Source organism: Geobacillus thermopakistaniensis (assembly GCF_000498995.1).
GTDB classification, from domain to species: domain Bacteria; phylum Bacillota; class Bacilli; order Bacillales; family Anoxybacillaceae; genus Geobacillus; species Geobacillus thermoleovorans.
In genome coordinates this window covers 1-20,180 of sequence record NZ_AYSF01000059.1, presented here as the reverse complement: position 1 = coordinate 20,180, position 20,180 = coordinate 1, and the positions used below count along the sequence as shown (strand labels likewise).

General features: G+C 50.1%; 15 protein-coding genes and 2 pseudogenes. 15 read left to right on the top strand and 2 right to left on the bottom strand.

Annotated features, from left to right (window positions below; genetic code table 11):
- Positions 1 to 92: 92 nt before the first annotated feature.
- The 8 genes from T260_RS126880 (at position 93) to xylB (ending at position 12,017) form a co-directional block, all read left to right on the top strand.
- Positions 93 to 1,397 carry a glycoside hydrolase family 3 C-terminal domain-containing protein gene (locus tag T260_RS126880; RefSeq protein ID WP_050582933.1) on the top strand — a complete coding sequence of 435 codons (1,305 nt, stop codon included), beginning with the start codon at positions 93 to 95 and terminating at the stop codon, positions 1,395 to 1,397.
- A gap of 56 nt (positions 1,398 to 1,453) precedes the next feature.
- A complete protein-coding gene (gene pgoN / locus T260_RS126885; RefSeq protein WP_023634176.1) occupies positions 1,454 to 2,293 on the top strand; it encodes a glyoxal/methylglyoxal reductase in 840 nt (279 codons plus the stop codon).
- A gap of 182 nt (positions 2,294 to 2,475) precedes the next feature.
- Positions 2,476 to 4,677, top strand: coding sequence for a dihydroxy-acid dehydratase domain-containing protein (locus tag T260_RS126890; protein WP_023634175.1), 2,202 nt, complete (start codon positions 2,476 to 2,478; stop codon positions 4,675 to 4,677).
- A gap of 216 nt (positions 4,678 to 4,893) precedes the next feature.
- On the top strand, positions 4,894 to 5,793 hold the full coding sequence (locus tag T260_RS126895) for a fumarylacetoacetate hydrolase family protein (RefSeq protein WP_023634174.1): 900 nt from the start codon (positions 4,894 to 4,896) through the stop codon (positions 5,791 to 5,793).
- Positions 5,794 to 5,816: 23 nt separating this feature from the next.
- Positions 5,817 to 7,289 (top strand): alpha-ketoglutaric semialdehyde dehydrogenase GucD, encoded by a 1,473-nt coding sequence (gene gucD, locus T260_RS126900; protein WP_023634173.1) that lies wholly within the window; start codon positions 5,817 to 5,819, stop codon positions 7,287 to 7,289.
- Positions 7,290 to 7,450: 161 nt separating this feature from the next.
- A complete protein-coding gene (locus tag T260_RS126905; protein WP_023634172.1) occupies positions 7,451 to 9,058 on the top strand; it encodes a glycoside hydrolase family 43 protein in 1,608 nt (535 codons plus the stop codon).
- A gap of 108 nt (positions 9,059 to 9,166) precedes the next feature.
- A complete protein-coding gene (gene xylA, locus T260_RS126910) occupies positions 9,167 to 10,504 on the top strand; it encodes a xylose isomerase (RefSeq protein WP_023634171.1) in 1,338 nt (445 codons plus the stop codon).
- A gap of 13 nt (positions 10,505 to 10,517) precedes the next feature.
- Positions 10,518 to 12,017, top strand: coding sequence for a xylulokinase (xylB, locus tag T260_RS126915; RefSeq protein WP_031212897.1), 1,500 nt, complete (start codon positions 10,518 to 10,520; stop codon positions 12,015 to 12,017).
- A 43-nt stretch (positions 12,018 to 12,060) separates the two neighbouring features.
- Here xylB and T260_RS05635 read toward each other — a convergent pair whose 3' ends face one another.
- Entirely contained in the window at positions 12,061 to 12,585 is a 525-nt protein-coding gene (locus tag T260_RS05635; protein WP_128738870.1) for a hypothetical protein, read from the bottom strand.
- Positions 12,586 to 12,786: 201 nt separating this feature from the next.
- Between T260_RS05635 and T260_RS126920 the strand changes: the two genes are divergently transcribed.
- Positions 12,787 to 13,821, top strand: coding sequence for an NAD(P)H-dependent flavin oxidoreductase (locus T260_RS126920; protein WP_023634168.1), 1,035 nt, complete (start codon positions 12,787 to 12,789; stop codon positions 13,819 to 13,821).
- Between the two features lie 22 nt (positions 13,822 to 13,843).
- Here T260_RS126920 and T260_RS126925 read toward each other — a convergent pair whose 3' ends face one another.
- A complete protein-coding gene (locus tag T260_RS126925; RefSeq protein WP_031212894.1) occupies positions 13,844 to 15,517 on the bottom strand; it encodes a sigma-54 interaction domain-containing protein in 1,674 nt (557 codons plus the stop codon).
- A 335-nt stretch (positions 15,518 to 15,852) separates the two neighbouring features.
- On the opposite strand from T260_RS126925, the gene ahlS reads away from it, so the two are divergent.
- The 6 genes and pseudogenes from ahlS to T260_RS126950 form a co-directional block, all read left to right on the top strand.
- Positions 15,853 to 16,701: an AhlS family quorum-quenching N-acyl homoserine lactonase gene (gene ahlS, locus T260_RS126930; protein WP_023634166.1), complete on the top strand. Its 849-nt coding sequence runs from the start codon at positions 15,853 to 15,855 to the stop codon at positions 16,699 to 16,701.
- A gap of 18 nt (positions 16,702 to 16,719) precedes the next feature.
- Positions 16,720 to 17,427, top strand: a pseudogene (locus T260_RS0120540) (iron-containing alcohol dehydrogenase); the annotation flags it as partial.
- A 65-nt stretch (positions 17,428 to 17,492) separates the two neighbouring features.
- Positions 17,493 to 18,080 (top strand): annotated as a pseudogene (locus T260_RS0120535) (iron-containing alcohol dehydrogenase); the annotation flags it as partial.
- 221 nt (positions 18,081 to 18,301) lie between these two features.
- Positions 18,302 to 18,703, top strand: coding sequence for an acyl-CoA thioesterase (locus T260_RS126935; protein ID WP_020279309.1), 402 nt, complete (start codon positions 18,302 to 18,304; stop codon positions 18,701 to 18,703).
- Positions 18,704 to 18,721: 18 nt separating this feature from the next.
- The gene (locus tag T260_RS126940) at positions 18,722 to 19,126 is read left to right on the top strand and encodes a DnaA N-terminal domain-containing protein (RefSeq protein ID WP_020279310.1); all 405 of its coding nucleotides are present in this window, start codon (positions 18,722 to 18,724) and stop codon (positions 19,124 to 19,126) included.
- Between the two features lie 366 nt (positions 19,127 to 19,492).
- Positions 19,493 to 20,180: FAD-dependent oxidoreductase (locus T260_RS126950; protein ID WP_023634164.1), on the top strand; the 688-nt coding region annotated here is incomplete at its 3' end.

The window sequence follows — 20,180 nt, the reverse complement described above, 5'->3', positions numbered from 1 at the left end:
ATTGGAAATCCGGGATGGCCGCTGCTTTGTTTGAGTATGCCCAAATTTATGGAAGGCGTATGTATAATTTTGGATAATCAACACTCGTGGAAATGTGTCATACGAAATACTTTGGTGAAAAGCTTATAGAAGCGGTTAAAAATGGCCAGGTAAGTGAAGAAACAATTAACAAGGCTGCGTTGCGCATTGTCAGAACATTGCTTGCATTCACAGAAGCAGACAGTAAAGAGTACAGTAAAGACTTAATTGGTTGCAAGGAACATATTAATTTGGCCTTGGAAGCAGCAGAAAAATCAATGACTCTGCTGAAGAATGATCAAAATGTTTTACCGTTTTCGAAAGAGAAGACAAAACGTATCGCTGTTATCGGAAAACTTGGAAACCAGGAAAATATAGGCGATCACGGATCGAGCAGAGTATTTCCAGAGTATGTTGTAACACCTCTGGAAGGGATAAAAAGAATCGCGGTGAATAGTGAAGTGATTTTTAATGATGGACAGGATTTGCTTAAGGCAAAAGAACTGGCAAAAACAGTTGATGCTGTTATATTTGTTGTGGGGTACAATCACGACGATGAAGGTGAGTTTATCGAGAATGCCGATGATACGAATACCTCCCAAATAATTGGCGAGGGTCACAGGTTTGCTGCTGGCGGAGACCGAAAGGGTTCGTTGGGGCTTAAGCGTGATGAGATAAAACTTATCAAGGAAGTTGGACCTTTAAACAAAAATTCAGTCGTTGTTTTAATTGGTGGAAGTATGATTATGATTGAGGAATGGAAAAATGATGTTTCCGCGATATTAATGGCATATTATCCTGGCATGGAAGGCGGAACTGCAATTGCAAAAACACTATTTGGCGATGTAAATCCTGGAGGCAAATTGCCCTTTGTTATTCCAGCTCATGAAAGTGATTTGCCACAAACTGATTGGGAGGCAACAGAAATAACATACGAATATTATCATGGGTATGCAAAGTTGGAAAAGGAAGGAAAATCCCCTTCATTACCTTTCGGTTTTGGCTTATCTTATACTACATTTAGTATATCAAATGCAAGGTTTGAGGTCCGGAACAATCAAATTATTGCGTCCTGTGAGGTTGAAAACACGGGAAACCGTGAAGGTGATGAAGTAGTTCAAATGTATATAGGGTTTAGTCAGTCCAAGGTTGACCGGCCAGTTAAGGTATTGCGCGGATTTGAACGGGTATCACTTAAACCGGGAGAGAAGAAGGTAGTGAGTATTGCATGTCCAATCGAGAAAATCAAATGGTTTAACCCGGATACAAATAAGTGGGAGCTAGAAATGATGGATTATGAAGTTTATATCGGAAATAGCAGCGATAGCAAAGATTTAATCGCAGGAAAGGTAAGTATAGGCAGTCATGTAAATAGCTAAGGAGCTCACGGACCACTTTAATATCAAAAAGGAACATTTCTAGAGGGAGGATCGCAATGTTGGAACATTTACAAAGTACAACAACATTGCATAACGGTGTAAAAATGCCTTGGTTAGGGTTAGGAGTGTTTCAAGTAAAAGACGGAGAAGAGGTTGTAAATGCTGTAAAAGCAGCTCTTGAAGTCGGTTATCGGAGTATTGATACAGCTGCGATTTACGGAAATGAACAGGGAGTAGGAAAAGCTATTGCGGAGTCAGGTATTCCTCGTGATGAATTATTTATTACAACGAAAGTTTGGAATGCGGACCATGGCTATGAATCTACATTAGCTGCTTTTGATGAAAGCATAAAAAAACTGGGATTAGACTATTTAGACTTGTATTTAATTCATTGGCCGTTACCCTCTCGGGGAAAATATGTTGAAACATGGAGAGCGCTTGAGAAACTTTATAAGGATGGGCTTGTTCGCGCCATTGGTGTGAGCAATTTTAAGATTCATCATCTAGAAGAAATTATGGCAAACTGTGAAATTAAACCGATGGTCAATCAAGTAGAGTACCATCCACGGTTTAACCAAAAGGAGCTACATGATTTTTGTAAAAGTCATGGTATACAGCTTGAAGCGTGGTCACCGTTAATGCAAGGAAGACTTCTTGACGATCCCGTGTTAGTTGAAATTGCAAATAAATACAATAAATCAGCCGCACAGGTCATCATCCGCTGGGATTTACAAACCGGGGTAGTCACCATTCCAAAATCTGTGAAACCTCACCGTATTGCAGAAAATGCGGATGTCTTTGATTTTGAGCTTTCGCAGGAAGATATGGATAAAATAAATGCTCTTAATCAGAACAAACGTATGTTTGCAGATCCTGATGAATTCGACAAAGTATAAATAAGAGTATAGAAAATGACAAAGGAAACGCCCACGAGCAAGTTTTGCTTGCTACTTAAGGATGAAAATGACGATTTACAAACAATGATTTTTATACAAATATGATGTTCAAATTTTTAGAGGATATCTTCGCCGGACAGAATAAAAGAAATTCTCTATTGTTTAGAAGGGGGGCGACGATTGTGTCAACTGTTAGGTACCCTTATATTGAGTGTAAAGTTAACCCATACCGAGACAATGTTCAAGGAAAGGCCAACGAGCCGATATGCGTCGCCGGGCTGCTCGACCGTGCGAAACAAATTTTAGGCCCTGAACTAAAAGGGGTGCAACCAGACTGGACGCTGGAGGAAATTTATGACCGGCTGCACCACAATGCCCCGAGAATTGCGATTATTGGCGGGTCGCCTGACCATCCGGCCCACATTATGGATTTTCAAACGATCGCCCGGGCGGCGATTCGCATTTGGCAAAATGGCGGTGTGCCGTTTCAATTTTCGACACCGGTGATGTGCGACGGGACGGCGCAAAGCAACCAAGGCATGAGCTATTCGCTGCAAAGCCGCAACGCCGTGGCGCAAATGATTGTAAACCAGCTGGAAGCGCACAGCTACCACGGGGCGTTTGTCATTCAAGGGTGTGACAAGCAGCCGCTTGGCGTAGTCAGCGCGTTGGCCCATCTTGACCGCGTCCGCCGCGAGCGGGGGGAGCCGCCTTTCTTCGCGACATTTGCGCCAGCCCATGTATTAAAAGGCGGGACGATTCCGCCTAAGTTGTATGCCGAGCTCGAGGAAGTCGCCCGGCGGGCGGAACTTGCCGGGGAAGAAGACATTGCCTATGACTTGCGGGATGCGCTCGCGTATATTTTGCAGTGCTCTTCCAACACGGCGTTTCAAGGGGTGCTCGAACGGGCGAGAGGAAAAGGGCTCATCACGAAAGAGCAGCACGAAGACTATGAAAAACGGTTGGCGGTGGCGACCTGCGACAGCCAAGGCGGAGTGTGCGCCTTTAACGGAACCGGCAACAGCTCCCGGCATTTGATCGCCGGATTGGGATTGATTCATCCCGCCTTGGAATTGCTCGCCGCCCCGCCGACGCAGGAGCAAATAAATATGGCGTTGGACAGCCTCGCCCATTTAATGAATGATCCGGTGTATGGAGTGGCCAATATTATGGCGGCCAATATCAAAAACGCGATTCGCATCCACAGCGCCACCGGCGGATCGACGAACATTATGATGCATATTGTGGCGGCTATGCTTTATGGGGGCTATCAGTTCGACCTGTGGGAGTATGATCGCATCCACCATGAAGTGCCGGTGCCGGATTTATTTGACTATAGTTTAACGGAAGGAAGAGACATTTTCGCACTGGCTGTTCAGTGCTGCAGCGGGAAGATCCGGGGAATGGAAACAGTATTCCATGAACTGATGAACAATGGAGTGCCGATGGATGTGGATGCTCCGACGGCAACCGGAACGACATGGCGGGAAAGACTGTCTGTCAACCAAGCGCAGCTGTCGGCGCAAAACGTCGAGCACAACCCGGTCATCTTATCCAAACCGAGACGGCCGTTTAGCGGGGTCGACGTGTTGTCAGGCAACTTCTTTGAAAGTGCGGTGGTGAAAATCAGCGGCATGGCGACAAGGCAAATTGACGAGTTTGACAAGAAAGTCGCCTTTGTCCTGTATTACGAGAACGAAGACGATGCCAACGAGGGGCTGCTTGATGTCCATTTGTTGGAAAAAATCAAACAAAACCGCTGTTTTCACCATCAAAGCTTGCTCGCTGCCTTGAAACATAACGCGCCGCATTTGTTTGAGCCATTGAAAGATCATGAATATGACGACCTGTTTGATGCGATGGCAAGGGAAGGGGCGCTGAAAATCGCGGTTGTGATCGCCGGCCAGGGGCCAGAGGCATTTGGCATGCCGGAAATGTTCACCCCGATGCAGCATATTAACGCGAACAGACAGCTAAAACGGATCGCGACGCTGATCAGCGACGGGCGGTATTCAGGCGTCACGTACGGGGCGGCCATCGGACATATGACGCCGGAAGCCATTCGCGGCGGAGGCATTTTGTATTTAAAAACGGGGGATCTTCTCCACATTGGCCTTCGTGAGCGGAGAATCGAATTTGTCGATGAATTGGCGTTCCGAAATGGAACTCTGCGGTTCGAGTTTGAATCGATCAAGCAGGAAAGAACGGAAATCGCCAACCAACGCGTAGCGGCAATGCGCAAGCGCCAACGGCGGATTGCGGCGAGCAACCGATTGATCGGGCATACCGATGCCGCTCATGGAGTCGTTCCGCTGCCGATTGCCGAAGAGGCCGTGTATGACTACAAAAAGGATGTTGTCCTTCCTACAGTCAAACGATCATAACGGGAGGATTGAAGTGATTCTTGCCTTCTCAGCATCTCTCAGCCTTCGGCCAAAATAACGGACACCGTGCTCGAGGAGGAAATCCGGCTGCTGCAAAATGCGGCTGAACAGATCTCAAAAGAAATGGGGTATATCCGCCCTAGCCGTTTATCTGTGTAATGAAGCGGCTTCTTTCTGACAAGATGATTTAATATCAAACAGTAAGGGGAGAGGGTTATGAGAATTATTCGCTACTTAGAAGATTCACAGGAAATAGCAGCCGCGGTTACCGATGATAATATCGTGTATCCGCTCCCGTTCCGCGATTTGATGGAAGTGGTTCGCGAGGCAAAACATCGCCAAATGTCGACCGTCAGCTATATTCAAACGCTGATTAGCGGAAAACAAGGGATCCACAAAGAGATAGGGGAATTGAATTTGCTTGCGCCGATTGTCGCCCCTGAGGTATGGGCGTCGGGCGTCACCTACGAGAAAAGCCGCGAGGCGAGAAACTATGAAACGGTCGAGAAGGCAGCAGGCCAGGAAACGTGCTATGACCGGGTGTACAACGCGGAAAGGCCGGAACTCTTTTTGAAATCAACTGCGGCGCGTACGATTGGCCCGAATGCCCCCGTGTATTTGCGCAGCGACTCCAACTGGCAAATTCCGGAGCCGGAACTTGGACTGGTGATCACCCAAGAAGGGGAAATCGTCGGGTATACGATTGGAAACGACATGAGTTGCCGGGATATCGAGGGGGAAAATCCATTGTACTTGCCGCAGGCAAAAATATGGAAACATTCGTGCGCCATTGGGCCGGCGATCCGCCTGGCGGAGACAGTGGAAGACCCGTATAACTTGCAGCTGACTTGCCGCATTTACCGCAACGGCCAACTTGTCGTTGAAGAAAGCGCCAATACAAGACAGTTGAAACGAACATACGATGAGCTAGTGTCCTTCTTGATTCGCGATAACGAAGTGTTTGACGGCACGGTATTGTTAACGGGAACGTGCATCGTTCCCCCGAATCAGTTCACTCTCCAAGAGGGGGATCGGATCGAAATCGAGATTCCTGAAATTGGAGTGCTGTCCAATCCAGTCCAATTGCTGATTCGTCAAACAATCATTCATCAATAATGGATAGAAGGAGTGGGGAGAACATGGCAGTCCAAACCGAAATCAAAACATACTTGAACTACATTAACGGCAGCTGGGTCAGCTCCGTGAGCAATCAGGTCGAACCGAGCCTCAACCCGGCGAATCGGCATGACATCGTCGGGTATGTCCAACGTTCGACACTCGAAGATTTAAATGCCGCTGTAGCCGCGGCAAAACAGGCGCAAGCATCGTGGCGGAAGCGGTCCGGGGTTGAGAGGGGAGAGTATTTGTATAAGGCCGCTCGCCTTTTGGAACAGCGCCTTGACGATATTGCCGAAACGATGACAAGAGAAATGGGGAAAACGCTTGCTGAAGCAAAAGCCGAGACGATGCGGGGCGTCCATATTTTGCGTTACTATGCCGGCGAAGGGGCGCGGAAAGTGGGCGATGTGATCCCATCGAGCGACAGTGAGGGGTTGATGTTTACGACCCGTGTTCCGCTTGGGGTTGTCGGGGTCATTTCGCCATGGAATTTCCCTGTCGCCATTCCCATCTGGAAAATGGCGCCGGCGCTTGTCTACGGGAATACAGTTGTGTTAAAACCGGCAAGCGAAACAGCGGTGACGGCGGCGAAGGTGATCGAGTGCTTCCACGAAGCCGGTTTCCCGAACGGAGTCGTCAATATGGTGTGCGGTTCCGGATCGGTCATTGGCCAAGGGATTGCGAATCACCCCGATATTGACGGCGTGACGTTCACCGGCTCGAATGCTGTCGGAAAACAAGTCGGAAGAGCCGCGTTTGAGCGCGGGGCGAAATACCAGCTTGAGATGGGCGGAAAAAACCCGGTCATTGTGGCCAAGGACGCGGATTTGGATTTGGCGGTTGAAGGCACGATCAGCGGCGGGCTGCGTTCGACAGGGCAAAAATGCACCGCGACGAGCCGCGTCTTCATCGAGAAGGAAGTGTATGAGCCGTTTAAAGCGAAACTTCTTGAGCGGGTCAAACAGCTGAAAATCGGCAATGGCCTGGATGCGGACACATGGATGGGGCCATGCGCCAGCGAGTCGCAATTGAATACGGTTCTTTCCTATATTGAGAAAGGGAAAGCGGAAGGGGCGAAGCTCCTTTACGGTGGAAAAAGATGCCTCGACGGCGAACTGGCCAACGGTTTTTACGTTGAACCGACGATTTTTGAAGAGGTTGACCTTCAAATGACGATTGCCCGCGAAGAGATCTTTGGCCCAGTGTTGGCGTTGATCCCAGTCGACAGCATTGAAGAGGCGATTCGGCTCGCCAACGATACAGAATACGGGTTGAGCGCTTCGCTTTATACAAAAAATATCGGGAATGCGCTGCAGTTCATTCAAGACATCGAGGCCGGGCTCATTAAAGTCAACGCGGAGACGGCAGGAGTCGAGTTTCAAGCGCCGTTTGGCGGCATGAAGCAATCGAGCTCCCATTCGCGGGAACAAGGGCAGGCAGCGATTGAGTTTTTCACATCGATTAAAACGGTATTTGTGAAAGCCAGTGAGTAAGGTTAAGTAGCTAAGTAAAAACGTGTAGTTATTTCCGCCTCCAATATAAAAATGAAAATCAACAGTTTATAACCAATGGATTTCGTGCCTAAGCGGCATGTCATGCACGCTTATATGTCTTTTGTATGAAAAATTTAGCATTTTTCCTAGGGGGATCAGAAATGATCAAAATCAAAAATCCTATTTTAACCGGTTTCCATCCCGATCCATCCATTTGCCGGGTGGGAGATGACTATTACATTGCGGTTTCCACGTTTGAGTGGTTTCCGGGGGTGAGAATTTACCACTCGAAAGATTTAAAGAATTGGCGTTTGGTGGCAAGGCCGTTGAATCGGTTAAGCCAATTGAACATGATTGGAAACCCGGATTCCGGAGGGATTTGGGCTCCGCATTTGTCGTATAATGATGGGAAGTTTTGGCTTATTTATACAGATGTGAAAGTTGTCGAAGGCCATTGGAAAGACGGCCATAACTATCTTGTGACGTGCGACACGATTGATGGGGAGTGGTCGGATCCGATTTATTTAAACAGCTCCGGATTTGATCCATCTCTTTTTCACGATGAGGATGGAAGAAAGTATTTAGTTAACATGTATTGGGATCATCGGGTTGGTCATCATCCGTTTTATGGGGTTGTACTTCAAGAATATAGTGTTGAACAGAAAAAATTAGTTGGCGAGCCGAAAATTATTTTCAAAGGAACGGACTTAAGAATTACAGAAGGACCACATTTGTACAAAATCAACGGCTATTATTATTTGCTGACGGCAGAAGGAGGGACGCGGTACAACCATGCGGCAACGATTGCCCGGTCAACCTCGCTCTATGGGCCATATGAGGTGCATCCGGGCAACCCGTTGCTTACGTCTTGGCCTTATCCGCGAAACCCGCTGCAAAAGGCTGGTCATGCTTCGATTGTCCATACTCATACGGATGAGTGGTTTCTCGTGCACTTAACCGGCCGGCCGCTACCAAGGGAGGGCCAGCCGCTGCTCGAACATCGCGGTTATTGTCCGCTCGGACGTGAAACGGCGATTCAGCGGCTTGAATGGAAAAATGGATGGCCTTATGTGGTCGGGGGAAACGGTCCTTCGTTAGAAATTGACGGGCCGAACGTTAAAGAAGTTCCGTGGGAAAACGATTACGATGAAAAAGATGATTTTGATGGTGATACATTAAACCACCATTTTCAAACATTACGAATTCCTTTAGGGGAAGACATCGCTACCTTAAAGGCCCGTCCGGGACATTTGCGGCTGTACGGAAGGGAATCGCTCACTTCCCGGTTTACACAGGCGTTTGTCGCCAGACGATGGCAGCATTTTACCTTTGTTGCGGAAACGAAAGTCGCGTTTCGTCCGACGACTATCCAACAATCGGCTGGGCTCGTGAACTACTATAATACGCAAAACTGGACAACGCTGCAATTGACATGGCATGAGGAAAAAGGACGGATTCTCGAGTTAATGGCGTGCGACCATCTTGTTGTTGACCAGCCGTTGCGCGGTCAAGAAATTGTCGTCCCTGATGATGTCGAGTATGTGTATTTACGGGTGAACGTACAAACGGCCACGTACAACTATGCGTACTCTTTCGATGGGGTGAATTGGAGAGAGATTCCCGTCACCTTTGAATCGTATAAACTGTCAGACGACTATATCAAAAGCCGCGCGGCGTTTACCGGGGCGTTTGTCGGCATGCATTGCCGGGACGGTTCAGGACAAAACAACTACGCCGATTTCGACTACTTTTTGTACAAAGAATTGTAGAATACTTTGTTTATATGATAGACAAACAAATGTGAAAGCGTTATAATAAAACCGAAGCAAGCCATTTTCGCTGATTGAACTTGATTCATGATGAAGGGGGACCTAGGCATGGCTTATTTTCCGAATATCGGCAAGATTGCGTATGAAGGACCGGAGTCGCGCAATCCGTTGGCGTTTAAGTTTTATAATCCGGAAGAAAAAGTCGGCGATAAAACAATGGAAGAGCATTTGCGCTTTTCGGTGGCGTATTGGCATACGTTTACGGGGGATGGATCGGATCCGTTTGGCGTCGGCAATATGATTCGTCCATGGAATAAGTACAGCGGCATGGATTTGGCGAAGGCGCGCGTGGAGGCGGCGTTTGAGCTGTTTGAAAAGTTAAACGTTCCGTTTTTCTGCTTCCATGACGTCGACATCGCGCCGGAAGGGGAAACGCTCAGCGAGACGTACAAAAACTTGGATGAAATTGTCGATATGATTGAAGAATACATGAAAACAAGCAAAACGAAACTGCTGTGGAATACAGCGAACTTGTTCAGCCATCCACGCTTCGTTCACGGGGCGGCAACGTCATGCAATGCCGATGTGTTCGCCTATGCGGCGGCGAAAGTGAAAAAAGGGCTGGAGATCGCGAAGCGGCTCGGAGCGGAAAACTACGTGTTCTGGGGCGGCCGGGAAGGTTATGAGACGCTGCTGAACACGGACATGAAGTTGGAGCTTGACAATTTGGCTCGCTTCTTGCACATGGCGGTCGACTATGCGAAAGAAATCGGTTTTGACGGCCAGTTTTTGATCGAGCCGAAGCCGAAAGAGCCGACGAAGCATCAATACGATTTTGACGTGGCCACGGCGCTGGCGTTCTTGCAGACGTATGGGTTGAAAGATCATTTCAAATTCAATATTGAAGCGAACCATGCGACATTGGCCGGGCATACGTTTGAGCATGAGCTGCGCGTCGCCCGCATTCATGGCATGTTGGGCTCGGTCGATGCGAACCAAGGCGATACGCTGCTTGGCTGGGATACGGACGAATTCCCGACCGATTTGTATACGACGACGTTGGCGATGTATGAAATTTTGCAAAACGGCGGCCTTGGGCGCGGCGGCTTGAACTTTGACGCGAAAGTGCGAAGAGGCTCGTTTGAACCGGAAGACTTGTTCTACGCTCATATTGCCGGGATGGACAGCTTTGCGATCGGGTTGAAAGTCGCTCATCGCTTGCTGGAAGACCGCGTGTTTGAACAGTTCATCGAAGAACGGTACAAAAGCTATACAGAAGGCATCGGCCGCGAGATCGTCGAAGGGACGGCGGACTTCAAAAAGCTTGAGGAGTACGCCTTGCAGCTTGGCGACATTCGCAATACGTCCGGACGTCTTGAGCGCTTGAAAACGTTGCTGAATCAATATTTGCTCGAAGTCAGCGCGCCGAGTGGATCTCGTTCGTGAAAGAGGGATGAGCGTGGAATACGTCATTGGCGTCGATTTAGGAACGAGTGCAGTCAAAGTATTGCTTGTCGATCGAAACGGGCAGGTAAGAGGGGAATGGACCGAGTCCTATCCTCTCTACCAGCCGCATTCCGGCTATAGCGAGCAGCGCCCCGACGATTGGGTGGAAAAAACGATCGTCGCACTGCGCCGCGTCTGGGAGACGGCGGGCGTTTCTCCGGAGTCGGTCGTGGGCTTGAGTTTTTCTGGGCAAATGCACGGGCTTGTGCTACTTGATGGCGACGGGAACGTCGTGCGCAACGCGATTTTATGGAACGACACGCGAACGACGGAAGAGTGTCGGATCATTGAAGAAAAGGTCGGCCGCGATCAGTTGCTTTCCATTGCCAAAAATGAGGCGCTGGAAGGATTCACGTTGCCGAAGCTTCTTTGGGTGAAGCGGCATGAGCCTGAGCGGTACGAGCGGGCGCGGGTGTTTTTGTTGCCGAAAGATTACGTCCGCTTCCGCTTGACCGGGCACATCGCGATGGATGTATCGGATGCGGCGGGGACGTTGCTGTTGGATATCAAAACGAAAACGTGGAGCGAGGCGATCGCCCGGGCGGTCGGCGTCGATCTTTCGCTTTGTCCGCCGCTTGTTGAGGCGACGGCATGGGTCGGGACGCTGCGTCCGGAGGTGGCCGAACAGACCGGGCTGCCGGCATCGGTGAAAGTGTTTGCCGGCGGGGCGGACAACGCTTGCGGCGCGGTGGGTGCGGGCATTTTGGCAGAAGGCCGCATGATGTCGAGCATCGGCACATCCGGCGTCGTCTTGGCGTATGAGCAAAGTGGGGAAAAAGATTTCGCCGGACGAGTGCATTACTTCAACCATGCCGAGCCGAACGCCTACTATATTATGGGGGTGACGCTGGCGGCGGGCTACAGTTTCGACTGGTGGAAGCGGACGTTTGCCGAGGACGTGCCGTTCGCTGAGATTGTAAAATGCGCGGCCAAGTCGCCGATCGGCGCGAACGGCTTGTTGTTTACGCCATATCTTGTCGGCGAGCGGACGCCTTATGCCGACGCCGATATTCGCGGGTCGTTTGTCGGCGTCGATTCGCGGCAGACGAAATGGGATTTTGCCCGCGCGGTCATCGAAGGCATTACGTTTTCGCTAAACGAATCGGTCGAAATTATCAAGGCGAGCGGCAAAACGATCGAATCGGTCGTCTCGATCGGCGGCGGGGCGAAAAGCGCCGAGTGGCTGCAAATCCAAGCCGATATTTTCGATCTCCCGGTGGAAAAGCTGAAGAACGAACAAGGGCCGGGACTAGGCGCTGCGATGATCGCCGCGTGCGGCGTCGGCTGGTTCGATTCGCTCAAGCAATGCGCGGATGCGTTCAAACAAGTCGAATCCGTCGTCGAACCGCGGCCGGATGCGGTCGCCCGATACAAAGAGCTGTTTGCGATTTATCGCGATGTATATCCGCGTACGAAAGAACTGGCGAAACGGTTAAAGGCGTTTCGGCCGTGACTTCTCTCCCCCAAACCGGCTGGTGGGTTGGGGGAGAAGCATTTTATTTTTCCAACTGTTTTGTGCTTTGGTTCATCTGTGATTGTTTTGTGATCGCTTCGTCGATTAGTCGTTCGATTTCTTCACGTGTTTCAGCTCCGAAAATGTCATCTAACAGATGGGTCAATATATACAAATCGGTGATCGTATCTACTTTGTCCTGTATTTCTTTTGCCGCTGCTCCATACCGGGCTTTCATATATTTTTTGATGGCTTGTTGGCTTTCAAAAATTCTCCCTTTCAGCTCTGCTCTTTTTTCCAATTCCCGAAGTACTCTCACCATTTTGATCGCCTCCATTAGTCTTTCAACGTATTTCTCATCGATAAATTTGTCCGACACAGCAATAATCGTTGACAATAAGCGGAATTGTTTTTCTGGATCTGTAATCTTTTGGGCTAATTCTACTGCCTCAATTGCTCGTTCTGAACAGTCTACAGTACTTTTCATCAAGGGTAAAAAGATAAGATTCAACTCATCTCGTTCTGTTAGTTCCTCGTTGTTTTCGATTTTGGTTTTTAGTTGCTTCATTATTTGATCCCCGTCATAGTCTTTCATAAAGACAGCCTGTGTCTCGTTATTTCTTCGCCGTATCAGTTTTTTATCCCTTTGTAGGAGAATCAAAATGCTCCTATATGCAACGATGAAGGAATTTCTTGAGTAAAACGCGAAAGAGTTAAGAAACCGTAAATGAGGATAGGACAACCGCTAATGCAGAAAGAGGGTATTGCCATGTTCTCTACACTTCCCATCCCGATCATCCAAGCCCCGATGGCTGGCGGAGTGTCGACGCCTGAACTGGCGGCGGCGGTGTCGAACGCCGGAGGGCTTGGTTTTTTGGCCGGCGGGTACAAGACAGCGGAGGCCATGAGGAAGGAAATTCATGAGCTGCGGACGTTGACGGACCGGCCGTTTGGGGTGAATGTGTTTGTGCCGGGGGATAAAACAGTGGATGAGGAGGCGGTCGAACGGTACCGTGTAGCACTGGCGGCGGAGGCGGAGCGGTTTGGGGCGTCAGTCGGCGAGCCGAAATGGGATGACGACGACTGGGAGGCGAAGTTTGATGTGCTTCTTGAGGAGCGGGTGCCGGTCGTGAGCTTTACGTTCGGCTGCCCGGACAAGGAAGTGATCGCCGCCTTGCAAAAGGCCGGGTCGTTTGTCATGGTGACGGTGACATCAAGGGAAGAAGCCTGCATGGCTGCTGAAGCAGGGGCGAATGCGCTTTGTGTGCAAGGGGAGGAAGCGGGAGGGCATCGGGCGTCGTTTGGCAACGATCCGAAAAAGGATGAGACGCTCGCGTTGTTCCCGCTGCTGGCCCAAGTGCGGACGGCGGTTCGGATTCCGCTTGTGGCGGCGGGCGGGATCATGGACGGGCGCGGCATCGCGGCGGCGCTCAAAGCAGGGGCGAGCGCGGTGCAGCTCGGGACGGCGTTTTTGCGCTGCCCGGAAAGCGGGGCGCATCCGCTCCATAAGCAGGCGCTTGCCGATCCGCGGTTTGCCGAAACGGCCGTGACGAGGGCGTTTACCGGCCGACCGGCGCGCGGGCTTGTAAACCGGTTTATGGCGGAGTATCGCGCCATGGCGCCGGCGGCGTATCCGCATGTGCACCATATGACGAAGCCGCTGCGAGCTGCTGCCGCCAAGGCGGGCGACCCGGAGGGAATGTCGCTTTGGGCCGGGACAGGATACCGGCTGGTGCGGGAGCTTCCGGCCGCGGAGCTTGTCGAAGAGCTGAAGCGGGAGCTGGCGGAAGCTTGGCGGGAATGAGTGAAACGTCCGCGCTTGTCGGTTACGGCCGCGGACGTTTCGCTATTCCCCAACGCTGCAATTTTTTCACTAATGTCGAATGATCGATGCCGAGCTGTTCAGCCGCTTTGCGGAGCGATGGGGCAGCTTCGAGCGTTTCGAACACGAGCCGTTTTTCGTACTGTTCCACTTTTTCTTTCAGTGTCGATGCTGACGGTGACTCCGTTTGACGGCGGACGTGGGACGGCAAGTCATCGGGTTCGATGCATCGGGACGGAACGGAGACGACTAAATTTTCCATTAGGTTTTTCAATTCGCGGACATTGCCGGGCCAATGGTATCGCTCCAGTATCGCTTTGGCTGCTGGCGACAGCTTCTTTGGAATGCGGTATTGTTCGCAAAAAAAGCTGAAATAATGGTCAAGGAGCGGCTCGATGTCCTGCGGGCGCTCGGACAGTGGTGGAACATACAGTTCAACGACGTGAAGCCGGTAGTACAAGTCGGTGCGAAACAGGCCGGCTTCCATTTGCTTTTGAAGGTCTTGGTTGGTGGCGGCAATGACGCGGACATCGAGCGCTTTCGCTTTACGGCCGCCGATGCGCTGTATTCTTTTTTCCTGAAGAACGCGCAACAGCTTCACTTGCAAGGAAAGCGGCATTTCTCCAATTTCATCAAGCAAAATCGTGCCGCCATCGGCAAGTTCAAACAAGCCGATTTTGCCGCCGGCTTGGGCGCCGGTGAACGCCCCTTTTTCATAGCCGAACAACTCTGACTCAAGCAACGCTTCAGGAATTGCTGCGCAGTTGACTTTGATGAAGGGAGCGTCTTTGCGTGGGCTGAGATAATGGATCAAATTAGCGATCACTTCTTTGCCGACGCCGGATGGGCCGGTCAATAACACCGTTGTTGGGTAGGCTGCGATTTGCATTACTTTGTCGATGAGTGTTTTCATGGCCGGGCTGCGGCAAATCATGGCCTCTTCACGGTTGTCGACAGAGAACGTATAACGATGCTGGTTAAGCTGTGAAAAACTTTTGGCTTTTTCCAACTCAAGCTTTAGCTTGTTCAGTTCCGAGATGTCGCGGACGCTCGTGACCACCATCTCGATGTCTCCTTGTTCGTTGAATACTGGATTTCCAGTGACGATGACATCTTTTTTTCCGCCAACGGTCTGCAACATGGAAATACGTTGCTTTTGCTTTAAAACGAGCAAAGATACGGATTGATCGAAATAGCCTTCACGAACGAGTTCCTCCATATGCCGGCCAATCAGCTCCTCTCGCCGAAATCCAGTGATTTGTTCATAAGCGGAGTTGACCATAAGCGTTATGCCGTTGCCGTCAACGACATAGATGCCATCCGTTGAAAACTCAATGATTGTTTCCATTCGTTTGGACAGTTGACGGTAATGTTCGATTTCAGTGAAATCTTGCAAAATAGCAATTGCTCCGGCTAGTTCACCGTTTTCGTAAAATGGTGTGTGGTTGACAAGAAATGTTCGTCCATGGATGATCGCCTCGGCCCCAATCATCCGTTCACCTGTTTTTGCTACATGCGGGAGTTTTGTTTCGGGCAACAGAACGTGGATGTCTTTTCCTTTCCACTCTTCTCCTTCAATGCGAAGCAATTGTTTCGCTGCATCATTGAGAAGCACAATCCGGTTATGTGGGTCAATGACGATCAATCCGTTATGGAATGAGGAAAGGAGAGATTGCATCCATTCCTTATCAATCACAGTGCTCAATAAGACTCCCCCTTTCAATTGGTGAAAATAATCACCTGTTGGTGAAAACGGTAACAATTGTTTCTTTCGACATAGACAACACCTTTCCTCCTATCAATGGTGATTTTTTTCGCCCAAACGTGAATTTAGGATCATGAAGCATTCCATCCATCTATTTTGTCCATTCTCTTGGAAGATGGAAGAATGGCCGTCGCAGATTATTCGTGGTGTCAATACGGAGATTGGCATACTCCTTGCATAAACCAAAAAACAGGGGAAGATGTAACCCCCTGATGACAACTAATAAAATTTAAGGAGAGGAAAAGACTATGGTGAATATGGTTAAATCTCGCCCGAAGTTGTATGTCATGGATAACGGACGAATGAGGATGGATAAAAATTGGATGATTGCGATGCACAATCCGGCGACGATTCACAATCCGAATGCACAGACGGAATTTGTGGAGTTTCCAATTTACACGGTCCTTATTGATCATCCGGAAGGAAAAATTTTGTTTGATACAGCCTGCAATCCGAATTCCATGGGGCCTCAAGGAAGATGGGCGGAAGTTACTCAGCAAATGTTTCCCTGGAGCGCCAGTGAAGAATGTTATTTGCATAATCGGTTAGAACAGTTAAAGGTTCGTCCAGATGATATCCGTTATGTTGTTGCTTCCCATTTACATTTAGATCATGCCGGATGCTTGGAAATGTTTACAAATGCTACGATCATTGTCCATGAAGATGAGTTTAACGGTGCATTGCAATGTTATGCGAGAAACCAGAAAGAAGGGGCTTATATTTGGGCAGATATCGATGCCTGGATTAAAAATAACTTACAGTGGAGAACAGTGAAACGACACGAGGATAATATTTTGTTGGCGGAAGGAGTGAGAGTATTAAACTTCGGCAGCGGTCATGCTTGGGGCATGCTTGGCCTTCATGTTGAACTGCCGGAAACGGGAAAAATTATCCTTGCTTCTGATGCTATTTACACAGCAGAAAATTATGGTCCGCCCGTTAAACCGCCAGGAATTATTTATGATTCGCTCGGTTACGTGAATACCGTCGAACGAATTCGCCGCATTGCTCAAGAAACCAATTCTAAAATTTGGTTCGGTCATGATGCGGAACAATTCAAGCAATTTCGTAAATCAACAGAAGGGTATTATGAATAAGGAAGGGAGAGAAAAACAATGACCGCAGCTCGCATTGTTTTTCCGCCGCTCAGCTATGTCGGCTGGGGGGCGCTTACGCAGTTAGTTCCAGAAGTAAAAAGGCTTGGGGCAAAACACGTGTTGGTGATCACCGATCCAGCGCTTGAAAAACTCGGCCTCGTCGAGCAAGTGGCATCTCCGCTCCGGCAAGCAGGGTGCAGCGTGCATGTGTATACGGATGTTGTGCCGGAGCCGCCGCTTGAAACAGGGGAGAAGGCGGCGGCGTTTGTCCGCGACGGAGAGTTTGACCTTGTCATCGGCGTCGGCGGCGGCAGCGCGATGGATTTGGCGAAACTGGCCGCTGTTTTGGCCGTGCATGAAGGTTCGGTCGCCGATTATTTAAACTTAACTGGAACGAGAACACTTGAGAAAAAAGGATTGCCGAAAATATTGATTCCGACGACATCAGGCACCGGGTCGGAGGTGACGAACATCTCCGTGTTGTCCTTAGAAACGACGAAAGACGTCGTGACGCATGACTATTTGTTGGCGGATGTGGCGATCGTCGACCCGCAACTCACGGTTTCTGTTCCGCCGCGGGTGACGGCGGCGACGGGCATTGATGCGCTTACCCATGCGGTTGAAGCGTACGTGTCGGTCAACGCGAGTCCGACATCGGATGGGTTGGCCATCGCCGCCATGCGCCTGATTTCTCGCTCATTGCGCAAAGCGGTGGAAAACGGAACGGACAAACAGGCGCGCACCGATATGGCGAACGGCAGNGCGGAGCAGATAAAAATGAGGCCGAAAAGGTTGAAGCGTACGTGTCGGTCAACGCGAGTCCGACATCGGATGGGTTGGCCATCGCCGCCATGCGCCTGATTTCTCGCTCATTGCGCAAAGCGGTGGAAAACGGAACGGACAAACAGGCGCGCACCGATATGGCGAACGGCAGCTACCTGGCCGGTTTGGCGTTTTTCAACGCCGGGGTGGCCGGCGTGCATGCGCTCGCTTATCCGCTTGGCGGACAGTTTCATATCGCCCATGGCGAATCAAATGCCGTGCTCTTGCCATATGTGATGGGCTACATTCGCCAAAGCTGCACGAAACGAATGGCTGATATCTTAAACGCCCTCGGTGGCAACTCGAGCTTTTTATCAGAGGAGGAGGCGTCGCACCGCTGCGTCGAGGAGCTCGAGCGCCTCGTCGCCGATGTCGGCATTCCGAAGACGCTCGGCGGTTTTGGCATTCCGGAAAGCGCATTAGAAAGTCTGACGAAAGACGCCGTCCAGCAAAAACGGCTGCTCGCCCGCAGCCCGATGCCGCTTTTGGAAGCCGACATCCGCGCGATTTATCAAGCAGCGTTTGCCGGGACGATCATGGAACCGAACAACAAGTGAGAACACAAAAACAGGGGCTGCTTCAGGCTCCTGTTTTTTCTTTGGCTGTTGGAAATAGGGTCTCGCTCCTCAGGTTGGATCCCCCTTCCGCTCAAGGGGTGACGTTTTTCACGTTTTCTTGATGGTGAAGCAGGAATTTCCACATCGTGGAGCGAACCCATATACATCAGTCGCCTAAATTCGACAAAAGAAGATTCCGGTTCTGTTGAGGGGGAGCGTTTATGTTTACGACTGTCATTACGCCGCGCGTCTCGGAGACGGACGGCGTCGGCCATATTAACAATACGACCGTGCCCGTTTGGTTTGAAGCGGGGCGGCATGAAATTTTCAAGCTGTTTACGCCTGATTTGTCATTCAAACGTTGGCGAATGGTGATCATCCGCATGGAAGTCGATTATGTCAACCAAATGTATTATGGGCAAGATGTGACCGTGTATACCGGCATTGAACGCATCGGCAACACAAGCCTTACGATTTATGAAGAAATTCATCAAAACGGTGTGGTCTGCGCGAAAGGGCGGTCGGTGTATGTCAATTTCAATTTTGACACCGGGCGGCCCGAGCCGATTCCGGATGACATTCGGGCGAAATTGCGCGAACATCTATGGCAGCCAGGCGAGTAGACGAAAGGGGGTGAATGTGTGAAGGAGTATCATCTGTGGGAGCAAGTGAAAACGAAGCTTGCGCAAAAGCTGTCTGGCCCGTCATTTGACACTTGGTTTGCTTCGACGTCCGCGACGGTGGATGAGGATTGGCTCATCATCGAATGCCTAAACGAGATTCAATGTGAATGGCTGCAAACAAGATATGGCGAACTCATCAGTGAAACCGTACGCGAAGTGTTTGGCCGCGATATGCGCATCTTCGTCTCTGTCCACGGCGAGCGGCAGCGAATCGAAAAGCGGCTCGAACAGCGGAACGGCGTTCCCATGACCTTTCGCCAATATATGACCCAGCTTGAGAAGCAAGTGGATGAGCTTGAGCGGCGCATTGACCACTACGCGCGAATCATTGATGAGCTGCTCGCGTCCCGCCCGATCCACTGATGATCCCCTATGAGCAACCTCCAACAAGAAGCGGCCTCCGCTCGATCATGCGAAGGCCGCTTTTTCGCGCGTGTTTTTATGTAATAAAAAGTTACGCTGATATGATAAATGCGTATATTACACTGATTTTTTATGCGATTATTCATTATTTTATGTTAAAAATATGTTATATAAGTTTACAAATAAAATGCATACTTCGTTTTTTGCATGATATGATGGGCACAACCAAGGCAAAGGGGGAATGTGAGGGTGATGCGAACAAGAACAATCGGATTATGGGAGTTGCTGGTGATGACGATCCGGCTTTGGCTGCATCGATGACAATAAGAAAGTGGAACAACGTATGAAGTATGGAGGGATGGCGACGTGAAACGAAAACTCGTGTTAATCGGCAACGGCATGGCAGGGGTTCGCTGCATCGAGGAGATTTTGAAACTTGACCGCGAGGCGTTTGAGATCACGATTTTTGGCAGCGAACCGCATCCGAACTATAACCGCATTTTGTTGTCGAAGGTGCTGCAAGGAGATACGCGTCTTGATGACATTACGTTGAACAGTTGGGAATGGTACGAACGAAACGGCATTCGGCTGTTTGTCGGCGAAACGGTGACGGAAGTCGACATCAAGCGGCGGCTTGTCCGGACCGACCGTGGGCGGGTAGTCGAATACGATGAATTGATTTTCGCGACAGGGTCGAATCCGTTTATCTTGCCGGTGCCGGGGGCGGATTTGCCCGGGGTGACGGCGTTTCGCGATATCCAAGATTGCGAGCGGATGATCGAATATGCGAAGACGTACAAAAAAGCGGCGGTCATCGGCGGCGGCTTGCTTGGTTTGGAGGCGGCGCGCGGGTTGCTTCACTTAGGGATGGATGTCGATGTCATCCATATTTTCGACTATTTGATGGAACGCCAGCTTGATCCGACCGCTTCCAAGCTGCTGCAGCGGGAGCTGGAGAAACAAGGGATGAACGTTTTGCTTCGCAAGGAGACGGCCGAATTGTTCGGCAACGGCCGTGTGGAGGGATTTTCGGCGGGATTTTATCGATGTGCCC

Bases quoted from the DNA above. Each gene is read 5' to 3' on its own strand.
- T260_RS126880 (WP_050582933.1), top strand. From the start codon at position 93: ATGTGTCATACGAAATACTTTGGTGAAAAGCTTATAGAAGCGGTTAAA.
- pgoN (WP_023634176.1), top strand. From the start codon at position 1,454: ATGTTGGAACATTTACAAAGTACAACAACATTGCATAACGGTGTAAAA.
- T260_RS126895 (WP_023634174.1), top strand. From the start codon at position 4,894: ATGAGAATTATTCGCTACTTAGAAGATTCACAGGAAATAGCAGCCGCG.
- gucD (WP_023634173.1), top strand. From the start codon at position 5,817: ATGGCAGTCCAAACCGAAATCAAAACATACTTGAACTACATTAACGGC.
- T260_RS126905 (WP_023634172.1), top strand. From the start codon at position 7,451: ATGATCAAAATCAAAAATCCTATTTTAACCGGTTTCCATCCCGATCCA.
- xylA (WP_023634171.1), top strand. From the start codon at position 9,167: ATGGCTTATTTTCCGAATATCGGCAAGATTGCGTATGAAGGACCGGAG.
- T260_RS05635 (WP_128738870.1), bottom strand. From the start codon at position 12,585: ATGAAGCAACTAAAAACCAAAATCGAAAACAACGAGGAACTAACAGAA.
- T260_RS126920 (WP_023634168.1), top strand. From the start codon at position 12,787: ATGTTCTCTACACTTCCCATCCCGATCATCCAAGCCCCGATGGCTGGC.
- T260_RS126925 (WP_031212894.1), bottom strand. From the start codon at position 15,517: ATGCAATCTCTCCTTTCCTCATTCCATAACGGATTGATCGTCATTGAC.
- ahlS (WP_023634166.1), top strand. From the start codon at position 15,853: ATGGTGAATATGGTTAAATCTCGCCCGAAGTTGTATGTCATGGATAAC.
- T260_RS126935 (WP_020279309.1), top strand. From the start codon at position 18,302: ATGTTTACGACTGTCATTACGCCGCGCGTCTCGGAGACGGACGGCGTC.